This is a genomic window from Paenibacillus sp. 7516, assembly GCF_002272715.1.
In the GTDB taxonomy this organism is placed as follows: domain Bacteria; phylum Bacillota; class Bacilli; order Paenibacillales; family Paenibacillaceae; genus Paenibacillus; species Paenibacillus illinoisensis_A.
On sequence record NZ_NPBI01000002.1, the window covers coordinates 246,665 to 261,493 of the forward strand.

The following is a 14,829-nucleotide window of genomic DNA, read 5'->3' on the forward strand; positions in this document are numbered from 1 at the left end:
CGGTAATCAGGAGGAGGGGAATTTATGGAATCCAGGCGTGATGAGGAATCATTGAAAGCTTTATATAAGGATGCTTTTCATATCGGTGCAGCGGTTAATCCCTTGACGATTGACAGCCAGCGCTCGCTGCTGGCCTACCACTTCAACAGCTTGACAGCAGAAAATGAAATGAAATTTTCAAGCATACACCCGGAGGAGAATCTCTACACGTTCGAGAACGCAGACGTCATAGCTGCATTTGCCAGAGAGCAAGGCATGGCACTGCGAGGACATACGTTGGTCTGGCATAATCAGACTCCCGATTGGTTGTTCGAAAACGAAACGGGCGGAAAGGCGGAGCGGGATCTACTGCTTGAACGGCTTCGCTCGCATATTCAGACTGTCGTTGGCAGATATAAGGATGTTATTTACTGCTGGGATGTTGTGAATGAGGTCATCTCGGATGAGAATGATGAAAATGCATTTCTGCGGCCTTCCAAATGGCTGGATATTGCCGGGGAGGACTTTATTGCCAAAGCATTCGCGTTCGCTCATGAAGCAGATCCACAGGCTCTCTTGTTTTATAACGACTACAACGAGTCCAACCCGCATAAGCGGGAGCGCATCTACCGGCTTGTTCGTTCTCTGCTGGATCAAGGCGTACCGATTCATGGGGTAGGTTTGCAGGCACACTGGAATTTGTACGACCCCACGCTGGACGACATGCGCGCTGCAATTGAGCGTTATGCCCAGCTTGGCCTTCAGCTTCAGCTCACTGAACTTGACGTATCGGTATTTCGCTTTGACGACCGACGTACGGATCTGACTCGTCCTGAGAAGGGGATGCTGGAACTGCAAGCCGAGCGTTATGAATCCATTTTCCGTCTCCTTTACGAATATCGTGAACACATCAGCGCCGTCACATTCTGGGGAGCAGCCGATGATTATACCTGGCTTGATCATTTCCCGGTCAGAGGCAGGAAAAATTGGCCATTTTTGTTCGATGAGTCGCATGCTCCCAAACCGGCTTATGAGCGCGTCGCTCAGATTCCGAAGCGTGCTGCAATGGAGAAAAAGTGATACTTATATCGTTCAAACGTCCGAAAAAATATGTTGAAATTGAATCATCTCTTTTGAAAGGGAGTATTTGAATGTCTGAAGTGCCTAAACCGCATCAACCGTTAGTCACCCACATCTATACTGCAGATCCATCAGCGCATGTTTTTGAGGATCGGATCTATATCTATCCATCTCATGATCTGGATCATGACGGTCCGGTGAATGACAACGGAGACCAATACAAAATGGAGGATTATCATGTCTTGTCCATGGCCGATCTGAATTCGCCGGTCGTGGATCATGGCGAAGTGCTGCATGTTAAGGATGTCCCGTGGGCATCCAGTCAGATGTGGGCGCCAGATGCTGCATACAAAAACGGAAAATATTATCTGTTTTTCCCCGCACGCGATCATGATGGCATCTTCCGGATCGGCGTAGCAACAAGCTCTTCTCCCCAAGGTCCATTCCATCCGGAGGAGCAGTACATCCCAGGCAGCTTCAGCATTGACCCTGCCGTATTCATTGATGAGGACGACGAGGCCTACATGCTCTTTGGCGGGCTGTGGGGCGGACAGTTGGAGAAATGGCAGACGGGAAGCTACGTTGAAGATGCCGAAGGTCCTGCTCCGGATGCACCTGCCCTTGGCCCACGAATTGCCAAGCTGAGTGAGGATATGCTATCTATGTCTTCGGAGGCTATGGAGATTATGATCGTGGACCAGGAAGGCAAGCCGCTTACCGCCAGCAACGAAGAATGCAGATATTTCGAAGGACCATGGATGCACAAGTATAATGGCAAGTATTATTTGTCTTACTCCACGGGAACAACGCACAAGCTGGTGTACGCTACAGGGGACAATCCTAAGGGACCATTCACGTTCCAGGGCACCATATTACCGCCTGTTTTGGGATGGACAACACATCATTCCATTGTTCAATTTGAGGACAAATGGTATTTATTTTATCATGACTGTTCCCTGTCCGGCGGTGTCGATTACAAGCGCTGTGTCAAATTTGCCGAACTGACGTATAACTCCGATGGAACCATTTGCATGATTGATCCATACCCGGAAAAATAACAAGTTGTAAGGGGGGGCCTAATAGGCCTCCCTGGTTATATAATCATACCTTGAAGCCGCCCTTTAAAATCTTCTTTTTGGGCATGTATTTGGTTTTAAAGAGAAGGTCACATTAGCTTATCTATTTTTGAAAGCGCTTAATTTGAGGAATCAAGCTTCATTATAATGGAGAAAGATGTTATTTTTTTCTGTCGCTTCTGGATTAAAACATGTAAAATGGGTTTGACTGAGGAGTCAGTGTTTGGATTGCTATTTCTAACGATATTTTTACAATATACAAAATAAGCGGGGTGTATTAAGGCATGGTTCATCACAATCCGATTCTATGGGCCGATTATCCGGATCTCGATGTCATCCGCGTAGAAGATACGTATTACATGGTGAGTACGACGATGCATATGATGCCAGGATGTGTCATCCTGCGTTCATATGATCTGATGCATTGGGAAGTGGCAACTCATGTGTATGATAGACTGGATGACACGCCTGCCCAAAGACTGGAAGACGGTAAGCAGATTTATAGTAAAGGAATGTGGGCAGCTTCACTTCGGTATCATCAAGGGACTTTTTATGTAATCTTTGTAGCTAATGATACGCGAAAGACATATTTGTACACATCTTCATCTATTTCCGGGCCATGGGATAAACACATTGTTGAGGGCTTTTATCATGATTGCTCTCTTTTCTTCGACGATGACAATCGGGTATATCTTGTACATGGCAATACCGAAATTCATTTGATCGAGTTAAAGGCTGATCTGTCAGGACCTAAACCGGGGGGATTGCAGCGTTTAATCGTAAAAGAGCGAGAACCTTACCATCTGGGGTACGAGGGTGCCCATTTCTATAAAATAGATGGAACGTATTATGTGTTCCTGATTCACATTTCCAAAGAGGCGGGACGAAGAACCCAGGCATACTTTATGGCGGATTCGTTAGATGGTGAATTTGTCGGTGGAGACTGTTTTAACGACGATATGGGGTATTTCAATTCTGGTGTTGCTCAAGGAGGGATCGTCGATACTCCGGATGGTGAGTGGTATGCCATGCTGTTTCAGGATCATGGAGCCGTGGGTCGGATTCCGGTACTTGTTCCCATGCATTTCGAAGACAGCATTCCTGTTTTTGCAAGCAAAGCACCAAGAGAAATAGATATTCCCAGCACAAGACCAGATTATCGTTATAGCCCGCTGGTAGGAAGTGACGACTTTCAGTATCACATCGGAGAGGACGGAAAGGTACGCCTCCGTGATATTTGGCAGTGGAACCATACGCCACATGATGAGCTGTGGTCCGTAACCGAGAAGCCGGGAGTTTACCGAATTCAGACTGGTCAGCTCAGTCCGAACCTTACTTTTGCCGTAAACACTTTAACCCAGCGTGCGATGGGGCCCGCTTGTACGGCAAACGTCACACTGGACGGCAGCGGACTGAATGATGGTGATTATGCAGGGATTGGTTTTCTCATAGGTACTTACGGTCTGATTGCGCTAACAAGGGATGAGGGACAGTTTTACCTTGTCATGCAGGCGCGGGAAAGTCAGGATCCCAGCATATTTGGTAATTTGGTTGATCAGGAGCCTGCGACGGAACATGCACGAATTCCCGTAGCCGGGCCGGTCGTTACGCTCCAGGCGTCAGGTCATTTTGTGAACAATCAGGATGAGTGTTCTTTTGCCTATCTTGATGGTACGGAGTGGAGGCCACTTGGCATCCCTCACAAGATGTTCTATAAACTGGATCATTTCATGGGCTGCAGAATTGGCTTATTCCTGTATTCAACGAAGGTTATTGGAGGAACAGCCGATTTTTCCAATTTTCATTATCGGATCAGTCAGGCAACGAACACATGATGGTAGGGATAAAAGTCGCCTGGTGGCGGCTTTTTGTACGCCTATAGGTCAATTTGATCATCGAATAATGGATTCGGGATGACCCGAAAAGGGGTAGCATAATTGATTCCAATAGAAATGGGGGCAAGTCGCCGTGTCTAATCAACGGAAATACAGAACAAAATGGACTCTAATTCTGCTCCTTGCGGTGCTCATGTCTGTAAGCCTGATGCAAGGAATTTCGGAGCAAAAGCAGCCCGGGCCTGTTGGGCAGCAGGTACAGCCTCCTGAAGAGAACGAAAGGTATGTTCCACCTGTAAAAGTTACTTTTGTCAGGGAAACCGGGGAGGACCTGCAGCGTATGATTGACCAATTACCCGGTGAGAGTTTGACGGATAATCGCTGGACACGCCTATATGAAGAGGAACTCGGCATTAAAATTCACTATGACTGGATCTCCATGGGTGACGTATATAATCAGAAGCTGGGGGTGTCCCTTGCGTCAGGCCGTTTTCCCGATGTAGTCAAAGTTAACCCTTATCAGCTCAGGCAGTTAAGCAATGCCGGCTTGATTGAAGATCTGACAGAAGTGTATCAGACACAAGCCTCACCGCTTACGAAGAAAATATTGGAGGCTGAGGGTAGAGGTGCATTCGATGCCGCTACAATTGACGGCAAACTGATGGCTATTCCGGAATCGTCCTCTTCCATCGAAACAGCCCAGTATCTGTGGATTAGAAGCGATTGGCTGGAAAAGTTGGACTTGCAGCCGCCTAAAACGATGGAGGACATCCTGCAGATATCGAAGGCGTTCACAGAAGGAGATCCCAACGGAAACGGTAAACAGGACACGTATGGACTTGCCATGACAAGTTATTTGTGGGATCCCGTCATGGGTGTATCTGGATTCATGGCTGGTTACGGAGCGTACCCGAACATATGGGTTAAGGACAAGGATGGAAATCTGGTCTACGGTGGCATCCAACCGGAGGTAAGAAAAGCACTGAAAATGTTGCAAACGCTATATCGTGAAGGGCAGCTTGATCCGGAATTTGCCTACAAAAACGGTAGTAAGGAGTACCGACTGATTCAGGACGGTAAAATAGGCATGCTCTATGGTGAACAGTGGACCCCCTTCATGCTGCAGACTACGCGTGATACAGACCCCGATGCGGAATGGCAAGCTTACCCTCTTGTTGCGGAGTCTGGGCGAAACATAAGGGTCCCGCTTCGCTCCAATACAGGACAATACTTCGCAGTAAAGAAAGGATTTGCCTATCCTGAGGTCATCGTAAAACTCATGAATCTGCATCTGGATAAAAACTGGGGGGAGCAAGCTGAATATGAAACGTATTACAATGATGATTCTCAAGCCGTTTGGATGCTTTCGCCGGTAACACCCTTTCCCGGGACAAAAAATATGGATGCTTACAGAGACATACGTGACGCCAGAAAGACAGGGGATTTCTCAGGTCTGGAGAACGAGGCACTTGCGATCCATAAACGGATTGTTGCTTATGAATCAGAAGGCATGAAGAGTGGATGGGGATGGAAACAAACCTATGGATCCTCGGGGGCCTTTAGCATTGCCGATGCCTATGACCGGAACGGACAGCTTTTATATGATGAATTCACAGGCGGAATAACCGAAACCATGGTCGATCGACAAATCATTCTCAGAGATCTCCAGCTTGAAGCATACATGAATATTATTCTTGGTTCGCCCATCGAAGAATTTGATCAGTTTGTAGACGATTGGGACAAATTGGGCGGGGAAGAAATTACAGCGGAGGTGAATGCGTGGTTCAGAACCAATGGTGCAAGAGATCATTCTTCATTCGCCTCTTCCTATTAACCCGAAATTCTAGTTCAGCCTGGTGGACAGGAGGTGAAAGGGTTGTTTAGAATTCCTGCCCAGTCGTGGCTCAACAGCATATTTGCTAGATTAATCATGACCTATCTGGTGTTTGTGATTCCACTGATTCTTCTTGGAGTTTATCTCTATCACTGGAGTTACGATACGGCAAGCCAGGAAATATCGCTTTCGACGGATCGGCGTTTGAACCAATTTGCCACGGAGCTGAACAGGGAGATTGAATGGATGGAGCTGCAGCAGTTCGACATTGCGGAAGACCGCAAACTGAACCGGCTTGCCATTCTATGGAACATGATGGATCAAGTGGAACGACGTGAATCGTTGAATTATTTATCGGAACGATTGGCTGCTTTCAAAAACAGCAGTTCATACATCAGGAACGTTTACGTACATATCCCTTCAGTCAACAAGAGCGTATCGGCCGTGCAGGGCATTGATGACTTTGATCAGGAATCCTTTAGCTACTTTAGCTCAACTCGAGAAGAAAAAGGGATTCGCTTTACTGTGAAAGGTGACAACCTGAATCTTAGCGCTGTGCGACTAACTGGTCAAAGAGGTAAGGAACCGCTGTTTGTTGTCCAAGTTGAACTGGATAACGCTGAAGTTCAGAATGAATTGTCACAGCTTAATCTGTATCCCGAGAGCGCAACATTGCTGATTGAGGACCAAACGGGGCTTGCCATCTCGGACCAGCCGCGTGATGCCATTCTATCCAGTCACCGCAAGTCCAGCCTTACGAATCCGCAAAGCAACTTTCAGGTGAGTGTGGACGATACCATGTATCATGTGAACCAGCTTCATATAAGTACGCTGGGCTTGTCCGTAGCCACCTATTTGCCGGAGGAAATCGTAACCAAACCTCTCAGCAGATTTGTTCAATGGGCTTGGATTTTTGCCATCACTTCATTCATCGCCATTGCGGCGTATCTGTATTCCAGCTACAAGTTGATCCACATGCCGCTGCTGCTGCTTGTCAAAAGATTCAAGAAAATGGAGGGAGGCGTGCTGGACATTCCAATCAACCATCATCGAAAAGATGAATTCGGTTTTTTGTACAGCCGTTTCAATCTTATGATCGAAAATCTTCGACAGCTGATTGACCGTGATTTCAAAATGACCATGATGATGCAGCGGGCCGAATTAAAACAGCTTCAATCCCAGATTAATCCGCATTTTCTGTACAATAGCTTCTTTATTTTGAATTCCCTAGCCAGAACAGGAGATACGGATCGCATTGAACAATTTACGAACATGCTTGGCGAGTATTTCCGCTTCATCACCCGAAACGGGACAGATCATGTTCCCTTGAAGGAGGAGGTGGAGCATTCGAGAATCTATACGGAAATTCAGCAGCTACGATTCTCCAGACGCATCAAGGTGGACTTCGGGCAGGTACCCCTGGAGATGGAACAGATTCAGGTGCCCAGGCTGATTATTCAGCCGATTATTGAGAATGCTTACGAGCACAGTCTTGAAAAAAATACAGACATGGGTCTCTTGCGCGTACATTTCTATATGGAGGAATCCTATATCGAAATTGTCGTGGAAGACAACGGAAACGAGCTGCGAATGGAAGATATTGAGCTCCTCCAGGAGCGGCTACTTAATGAAACAAGTACAGATGAAATGACCGGATTAATGAATATACACCGGCGCCTTAGACTGACCTATGGGGAAAAAAGCGGTCTTTTTCTCTCAAGGAGTGAGCTGCAGGGGCTCAGAGTCGCTGTTCGGATTCAGGCGGAAGGAAGGGGAGACGAATAACGAATGTATAGACTTTTGATCGTGGACGATGAGGAGATTATAACGGATAGTCTGTATGAGACGTTTGCCAGATATATGCCAGACAACCTTGACGTGTGTAAGGCATACTCTGCTGCGGAGGCGTTATCTTGGATGCGGCGCTCCAGAATAGACATTGTACTGACAGATATCCGCATGCCGGGAACAAGCGGCCTGGAGCTTACCGAGGAGATTAAGGCCCGATGGCCGCAATGCCGCGTTATTTTCTTGACAGGACATAGTGATTTTGATTATGCCTACAAGGCTTTTCAAATGGGCAACGTAAGGTATTTACTCAAAACGGAGGGCTATGACAAAGTGATGACCGTGGTCGAACAGGTGATCGAAGAGATTCGGCAAAGTCATACCATGAATGAAGTGCTGGAACAGTCTGATGAGATTACTTCCAGATTAGCCGCGCTGCAGCAGGAGGAATATGTGCGTAAGCTTCTTCAGCAGTGTAAGCCGCCCGGTTCAGCAGATGAGATCCAAGCTGAGCTGACCCGAAGAAACATTGAATTGCAAGCCGACTCCCCGGTGTTCCTGGTGCTTGGACGATTCAACACGATTCCTGTAAACCCGGCTGATCTCGAACATGTTCAAACATCCATTCGAGTGATCGGCTCTTCACTTATCCGTGAACATGCGATATCTGCCAGCGTAACCGATCATTATGGCGATGCGGTCTGGCTGATTCAACCGAATAGAGAGAACGTCAGCCCGGACGATCATTTTGTCACCTATGTCGAAGGTACATTGGAACTTGTACAAGAAGCTTGCCAGTCTTCCTTAGGTGTATCCATTGCATTCGCATTAAGCGGACAGGGCTGTCCATGGTCCCGAATTCCAAGACAATACGAACGGTTGCGTCTCCTGCAATGGATGAAGATCGGGGATGGGGTATCCATGGTGTTAACAGATAAAACTGAAGAACCTGCAGTGGGGGCTTCTAAGGATTACTTCCGCATTTCAAGCCGGATCGAATTAATGATCGGTTATTTGGAAACCGGCAGGTTCCAGGCTTTTTATGACGTCTTTGAAGAGTTGATCAACGAATTGCTGCATCAGGACATGATCATGGAGCGAGCGATGGAGACTTACTATCACCTGGCACTGATGCTGTACACCACATTCAATCGTTGGGGGCTTCCGCATGAGATCCCTGATCACCGAAGCCTTCTTCATCTCGGAGATTATCGAAGTATAAGGGAGGCCGTACACAACCTGTACCAGGCAGCTGATCAGTTGGTTCAATTCAAACAGGCCAATGAAGCGGAACGGGCTAATTTGGTGACCCAAACGATATGCACGTACATCAAAAATAATCTTGAGAAGGATTTATCCTTGGTCCGACTGGCTGAATTGAATCATTTCAACCCATCCTATCTCTCCCGGTTCTTCAAGCAGGAAACCGGGATCAACTTGTCCGAGTTTATTGACGATTGCCGCATTCGAAGAGCCAAGGAGCTGCTGGCCCATACAGATCTTATGGTGCGGGAGATCGCGCTGCAAGTCGGTTATGAAGCAGCTCATTCGTTTACTCGTTTGTTCAAGAAGCTGACAGGTATGACACCGCAGGAATATCGCGAATCCTTGCTGGTTCGATAGCGGCAATGCAAGAAAACAGAAATGATTGGCTGGGACAACTTACAAGAGTCAACTATGCTTTCGTACATTTACGATAGGTTAACTGTCTTCATCAGATGTTATAAGGATCCGGATATGATAAAAACGCAGGAGCAGTTGCTCCTGCGTTTTTTTGGTTTTGACTGGAAGAGTTCCAAATAGTAAACAGATTAATTCATACCTATGCCGTATGGGTTTTCTGTCTCCGGTAGGCATTGGGACTTGAACCGGTATACGATTTGAACTTTTTGTAAAACCAATCAATATCCTTATAACCGACCTCTACAGCTATTTCGTATATTCGCAAACTGGTAGAGGATAGAAGCTGCATAGCTTTCTCCATACGCTGCTGAAGCAAGTAATCCGTGAAAGACATATTTTCCTCCAGCTTGAACTTCTGGCCCAGGTAGGCGCAATTGAAATGCAGCATATCGGAAATTTTCCTTAACGTGATTTCATCCCCCAGATGATCCCGGATATAGGCTTTGACAAGTCGGATGACATGACTGGAGTTCATTGCTTTTCCGTAGATTGGAATAGGGGCTTTACTAGGCATACTTTGTTTGATTGGTTCAGAGCTCAGCCTGCTCTGCATTCCAAGTAAACTGTTCAGCAAATCAGAGGGACGTACTGGACCAGACAAATAGTCATTTACCTGATAAGCCAGTGCTTTCCGCACAAGTCGGTAGTGATCTCTTCCACCTAGCAGAAGGATTGGAATATCACTTGTTTTCCGTATGTGGTGACATAACCACAGCCCGGCCGTATCATACTGCTCCGTAAATACAACAACAATGGCAAATTGGCGTTCAGACAAAGCAGTCAGGGCTGCAGGAGCAGAGTGGACACATTCACCGATCACAAACTGCGATTTGTTTTGGTTCAGCAGATGCTGAAGTTCTCTGCACCAACGGCGACTGTAATCGACAAGCAGCATACTGTACAAGAAGCATGACCTCACCTTCCTGAATTTCGTGCGGGCGGTTCATCTCTGGATAAAGGCATATTTTTATTATGGGAATAAAAGAAAGCGCATACAATGTGCAACTTTTTGCAGACAGTGCATTTCTTTACCAATTCACATTAAAAAGACAGCGTATCTCTTCAAAAACTCGCATTTCTATAATTTGACAGGGTAAATATCTAAGTTTCATCAGGTTGTTTGCGCTTTCATTCGAGAGATACACTGTGGGAGCAAACGACAATCAGGGGGGAAGACGATGAGAAAAAACAAGTTTATGCTGCTGAGCCTGGTGTTCGCGGTCATGCTGTTCATTGCTGCATGCAGTTCTACGCCAACCGCGCAACCTGAACCGGAGAAACCGGCACCTCAGGAGGAACAACAACCTGCCGAAAATGAGCCCGTGAATCCAAACTCCACGCCGGAGATGGATTTTGATATGGGCGGCCGGACCATCAAAGTGGTTGCTTGGTGGGATATGGAGATTCAGGACAATAACCCGGACAATATTCAGCGCCTCGAAAATCTGGAAGCACTGAAGAAAAAACACAACTTTAACATCGAATATATTTCCATCGACTTTGGTGAGTATCAGGAGAAAGTGGTGGCTTCCCTGATGGCAGGTGAACCGCTTGGGGACTTTGTAAGGCTCGGTAAGGACTACGCCATCCCCGCATTAACCAAACAGGATCTGTTGTGGCCAGTAGATGACTATATCAAAAACGACAAGGTATTCAACCAGAAAACGACCAAGGAATATATGCAGTACGAAGGCAAGGGATATGGGTTTACCGAAGATCAGTCTTCGTTTATCAATGGCATTTTCTATAATCGGACCCTTATGCAAGAACTGGGCATGAAGCCATTGCAGGAATATGTGGATGCCGATGAATGGAACTGGGATACATTCCTCAGCGTCGCAAAAGAAGCAAACAAGGATCGTAACAATGATGGCAAGCTGGATACGTGGGGACTTGCTCAGACGGGCCTTCTTGAACCCATTTTGTATTCCAACGAAGCTTCTCTGACCAAAGAGGATAAGCAGAACCTAGAAGATCCGAAAACCAAAGAAGCATTAAACTTCCTGTCCAAACTAGCAACTGAGAAAGTCGGCAGAGCTTCAGAAGGCGGTGACTGGACAGAACCATCCACCTTCTTCCGTCAAGGTAATACGCTGATGTATTCAGGGGCAATGTACGAAGTGGAAGGCATTATGACGGATATGAAGGACTATGATATCGGCTTTGTACCTTTTCCCAAAGGGCCAAGTGCTTCGGCATATCACTCCGGTGAATCACGATACCAAGCAATTACAATTCCTAAAGCGGTGGAGAACCCGGAACAACTGATGTACATCTGGGAGAAAATTAACGAGATCGATTCGATCTACGAGTATCCCGGCCAATCCACGCTGGAGACACACCTGACGGATGAGGCAGACATCAATAACGCCAGAGAGGTTGCAGAGGGCATGCTTGTACTCGACCACAATACATTCCCGTCCCTGCCATTCTGGGACTTTGATGCAGAGCTTAAAGAGGGCGTATCCGTCTCTACGCTGATTGAGAAATACAAGGCTCCCTTCCAGGCAGCGATTGATGAGGTATATAAATAAGCACCTACACTATACACGGGCAGAACGCATCAGTATCGGTGTGGTCTGTCCGGGTTAGTTAGTCAACCGATTTATGGTCGCTACGCTTACAGGAAAGGGGATACATTCGAACATGCGGTCACGTAAGAAAATGGGGCTGATTCTGGTGCTTGTCCTGGCCTTAGTGTTCTCGATCTGGACGATCTATCCATCGCGTGATCAAAGCACGGGAACGGTACATGCGCTCGAAGATTTTGAAGCGGTCTCGAACACGGACGACGAAAGCAGCTATGAACATTATCTGAGTATGCATGCCAGCAGTGCCAAGCCGGATACCGTCATACGAATTGAAGGCGAATCTTATGTTCAGGCCGAAGGCGGAGCATTCGAAGTTGTACAGGGATATGAAGGATTGGATGGCAAAGCCGTCATTACGCCTGAAACCGGAAGCATTCGCTGGGATGTGCCCGTACAATCGAGTGGTCTGTACCATGTCCGCATCCATTATTATCCCGTTGAAGGCAAGAGTTCAGGGATTGAACGCAGGCTGGAGCTAAACGGGCAGGTTCCATTCAGGGGTGCTGACGTCCTGCTGTTCGACAGGGTGTGGGGCAATCGGGAAGAAGACATCAGGCGGGATGACCGCGGCAACGATCTCAGGCCAAGACAGGTGGAACAGCCCGAGTGGCAGCTCGCTTCCTTCAGGGATAGCGCAGGTTACTTCGAGGAGCCGTTCCAATTTTATTTTGAAAAGGGAACACAGGATTTAACGCTCACCTCGCTAAGAGAGAGCATGGCCATTGATTATATCGAACTGTATCAGGAAGAGGACGTCCCTTCCTATGCGGATTTGCAGGCAAGTTATGAGACACGTGGCTTGAAACCGGCTGCTCCTGTCATGCTGAAGGTTCAGGCAGAGCAGGCAGCGAGCAAGTCCTCGCCGACACTGTCACCCATCTCGGATCGATCCAGTCCTTCACTCGAGCCATATCACGTTTCGAAGATTCGGATTAACGCCATTGGAGGGATAAACTGGAAACTGCCTGGTGAATGGATTGAGTGGGAAATTGACGTGCCGGAAGACGGGTTATATCAGATCGGGCTGAAGGTGAAGCAGGATCAACTGCGCGGCATTTATGCCACCCGCAGTCTGACCATTGACGGCAAGGTACCCTTCAAGGAAATGAAACGCATTCGTTTTAATTACAGTCCTTCCTGGCAAACGCAAGTCCTCGGAGCCGGAGAAGAACAGCCCTATCAGTTCCATCTTGAAAAAGGGAAACACCGCATTCGGATGACGGTCACACTGGGTGATATTGCCCCGCTGCTTCGTACGGTGGAGTCCAGCGTGCTGGAACTGAACGAGATGTACCGCAAAATATTAATGATTACTTCGAACCAGCCTGATCCGCTGCGGGACTATCAGCTCGAACGCCGTATTCCGGAGATGACGGAGGTGTTTGAACGACAGGCGGATACACTTAGCTCGGTCGCAGCCTATCTGGAGCAGGCCACGGGTGAGCAGAGCGATAAAGTTGCGATTCTGAATGCAATGGTCATTCAGCTTAAGGATATGGTGGCCAGACCGGAGACGGTACCGAAACGATTGGATACGTTCAAGATTAACGTGGGCGGACTTGGCACCTGGATTCTGACCGTGCGAGAGCAGCCCATTACGATGGATTACCTTGTCGTATCCCAGCCAGGTGGGTCTTTGCCGGATGCGAATTCTTCAGCTATCCAGCAAGTAAAGCATGAACTGGGTGCCTATGTGGCTTCCTATACGGAAGATTACGACAGTATCGGCAACGTGGAGCAAAAGAAAGACGCGATTACCGTCTGGATTACGACCGGACGGGATCAGGCCCAGGTGCTTAAGGGTCTGATCGATGATTCGTTTACCCCGGATACCGATGTCTCGGTACAATTGCGTCTTGTTCCGCCCAACATTCTGCTGCCTGCAACGCTTTCGGGGGAAGGACCGGACGTGGCCATGCAGATGGGCGAGGACATTCCCGTGAACTATGCGATGAGAAATGCGGCAGCGGATCTGAGCAAGTTCCCGGACTTTGAAGAGATTTCCGAACGTTTCCGTGAAAGCGGACTGACGCCTTACCGTTACAATGACGGGGTCTACGCGCTGCCGGAGCAGCAGCACTTCCCGATGCTTTTCTACCGTAAAGATATCCTGAACGAGCTGGGCCTTGAACCCCCGAAGACATGGCAGGACGTCTATAACGCCATCGCGGTTCTGCAAAAACACAACATGGAGTTCTATCTGCCCATCGAGGATACGCTGAACAATGCAAACCTTGTACCGAACTCTACTTTTGCCATGCTGTTGTATCAGAATGATGGCACCTTCTATACGGAAGATCAGAAGAAGAGTGCACTGGATTCGGAGATTTCAATGGATGCTTTTAAACGCTGGACCCAGTTCTATACCAATTACAAATTTCCGCTCAAGGCAGACTTTCCAAACCGGTTCCGTACCGGGGAAATGCCGATTGGCATCGCCGATTATACGACGTACAACATGCTGACGGTTATGGCACCGGAAATTCGCAACCTCTGGGATTTTACCATTGTTCCGGGTACTGAGCTTCCCGACGGTACGATAAGGCATGAGGTAGCCAGTGCGACCAGCGCCGTGATGATGCTCGAAAATGCAGGCAACAAGGAAGCTGCATGGAAATTCATGAAGTGGTGGACCGATGAGCAGACCCAGATCGAATACGGAAGAGAAATGGAAGGCCTGATGGGAGCGGCTGCCCGCTACCCGACGGCGAATATTAAGGCATTGCAGCAGCTGCCTTGGCCTGTGAAGGATTATCAAAATCTGGAGAAACAATGGAAATGGGTACAAGGTATCCCACAGCTTCCGGGAGGTTATTTCACAGGCAGGCATCTGGACAATGCATTCCGTAAGGTGGTTAACGCCAACGAAAACCCGCGTGAGGCACTGTCGGACTATGTCCTGTATATCGATGATGAAATCGAGTTAAAGCGCAAGGAATTCAATCTGAAGTAGAAGGAAGGGA

General features: G+C 47.8%; 9 protein-coding genes. 8 read left to right on the forward strand and 1 reads right to left on the reverse strand.

Features of this window, described 5'->3' with window-relative positions; genetic code table 11:
• The first annotated feature begins 24 nt into the window (after positions 1 to 24).
• The 6 genes from CHI14_RS01185 (at position 25) to CHI14_RS01210 (ending at position 9,215) form a co-directional block, all read left to right on the forward strand.
• Positions 25 to 1,059 (forward strand): endo-1,4-beta-xylanase, encoded by a 1,035-nt coding sequence (locus CHI14_RS01185; RefSeq protein ID WP_095286582.1) that lies wholly within the window; start codon positions 25 to 27, stop codon positions 1,057 to 1,059.
• A 71-nt stretch (positions 1,060 to 1,130) separates the two neighbouring features.
• Positions 1,131 to 2,117, forward strand: coding sequence for a glycoside hydrolase family 43 protein (locus CHI14_RS01190; protein WP_095286583.1), 987 nt, complete (start codon positions 1,131 to 1,133; stop codon positions 2,115 to 2,117).
• A gap of 302 nt (positions 2,118 to 2,419) precedes the next feature.
• Complete coding sequence (locus CHI14_RS01195; RefSeq protein ID WP_095286584.1) at positions 2,420 to 3,970, forward strand: glycoside hydrolase family 43 protein; 1,551 nt, start codon at positions 2,420 to 2,422, stop codon at positions 3,968 to 3,970.
• Between the two features lie 133 nt (positions 3,971 to 4,103).
• Entirely contained in the window at positions 4,104 to 5,804 is a 1,701-nt protein-coding gene (locus CHI14_RS01200; RefSeq protein WP_249280950.1) for an extracellular solute-binding protein, read from the forward strand.
• Between the two features lie 33 nt (positions 5,805 to 5,837).
• A complete protein-coding gene (locus tag CHI14_RS01205; protein WP_481856375.1) occupies positions 5,838 to 7,589 on the forward strand; it encodes a sensor histidine kinase in 1,752 nt (583 codons plus the stop codon).
• A 3-nt stretch (positions 7,590 to 7,592) separates the two neighbouring features.
• The gene (locus tag CHI14_RS01210) at positions 7,593 to 9,215 is read left to right on the forward strand and encodes a response regulator (RefSeq protein ID WP_095286585.1); all 1,623 of its coding nucleotides are present in this window, start codon (positions 7,593 to 7,595) and stop codon (positions 9,213 to 9,215) included.
• Positions 9,216 to 9,414: 199 nt separating this feature from the next.
• Here the strand turns inward: CHI14_RS01210 and CHI14_RS01215 are convergent, their stop codons facing one another.
• Complete coding sequence (locus CHI14_RS01215) at positions 9,415 to 10,170, reverse strand: helix-turn-helix transcriptional regulator (protein ID WP_141236626.1); 756 nt, start codon at positions 10,168 to 10,170, stop codon at positions 9,415 to 9,417.
• A gap of 283 nt (positions 10,171 to 10,453) precedes the next feature.
• On the opposite strand from CHI14_RS01215, the gene CHI14_RS01220 reads away from it, so the two are divergent.
• A complete protein-coding gene (locus CHI14_RS01220) occupies positions 10,454 to 11,809 on the forward strand; it encodes an extracellular solute-binding protein (RefSeq protein WP_095286587.1) in 1,356 nt (451 codons plus the stop codon).
• 112 nt (positions 11,810 to 11,921) lie between these two features.
• Entirely contained in the window at positions 11,922 to 14,819 is a 2,898-nt protein-coding gene (locus tag CHI14_RS01225) for an extracellular solute-binding protein (protein WP_095286588.1), read from the forward strand.
• Positions 14,820 to 14,829 lie beyond the last annotated feature (10 nt).

Excerpts from the sequence above, each read along its gene's own strand:
- CHI14_RS01215 (WP_141236626.1), bottom strand. The coding sequence starts at position 10,170 with ATGCTGCTTGTCGATTACAGTCGCCGTTGGTGCAGAGAACTTCAGCAT.
- CHI14_RS01190 (WP_095286583.1), top strand. The coding sequence starts at position 1,131 with ATGTCTGAAGTGCCTAAACCGCATCAACCGTTAGTCACCCACATCTAT.
- CHI14_RS01220 (WP_095286587.1), top strand. The coding sequence starts at position 10,454 with ATGAGAAAAAACAAGTTTATGCTGCTGAGCCTGGTGTTCGCGGTCATG.
- CHI14_RS01195 (WP_095286584.1), top strand. The coding sequence starts at position 2,420 with ATGGTTCATCACAATCCGATTCTATGGGCCGATTATCCGGATCTCGAT.
- CHI14_RS01225 (WP_095286588.1), top strand. The coding sequence starts at position 11,922 with ATGCGGTCACGTAAGAAAATGGGGCTGATTCTGGTGCTTGTCCTGGCC.
- CHI14_RS01210 (WP_095286585.1), top strand. The coding sequence starts at position 7,593 with ATGTATAGACTTTTGATCGTGGACGATGAGGAGATTATAACGGATAGT.
- CHI14_RS01185 (WP_095286582.1), top strand. The coding sequence starts at position 25 with ATGGAATCCAGGCGTGATGAGGAATCATTGAAAGCTTTATATAAGGAT.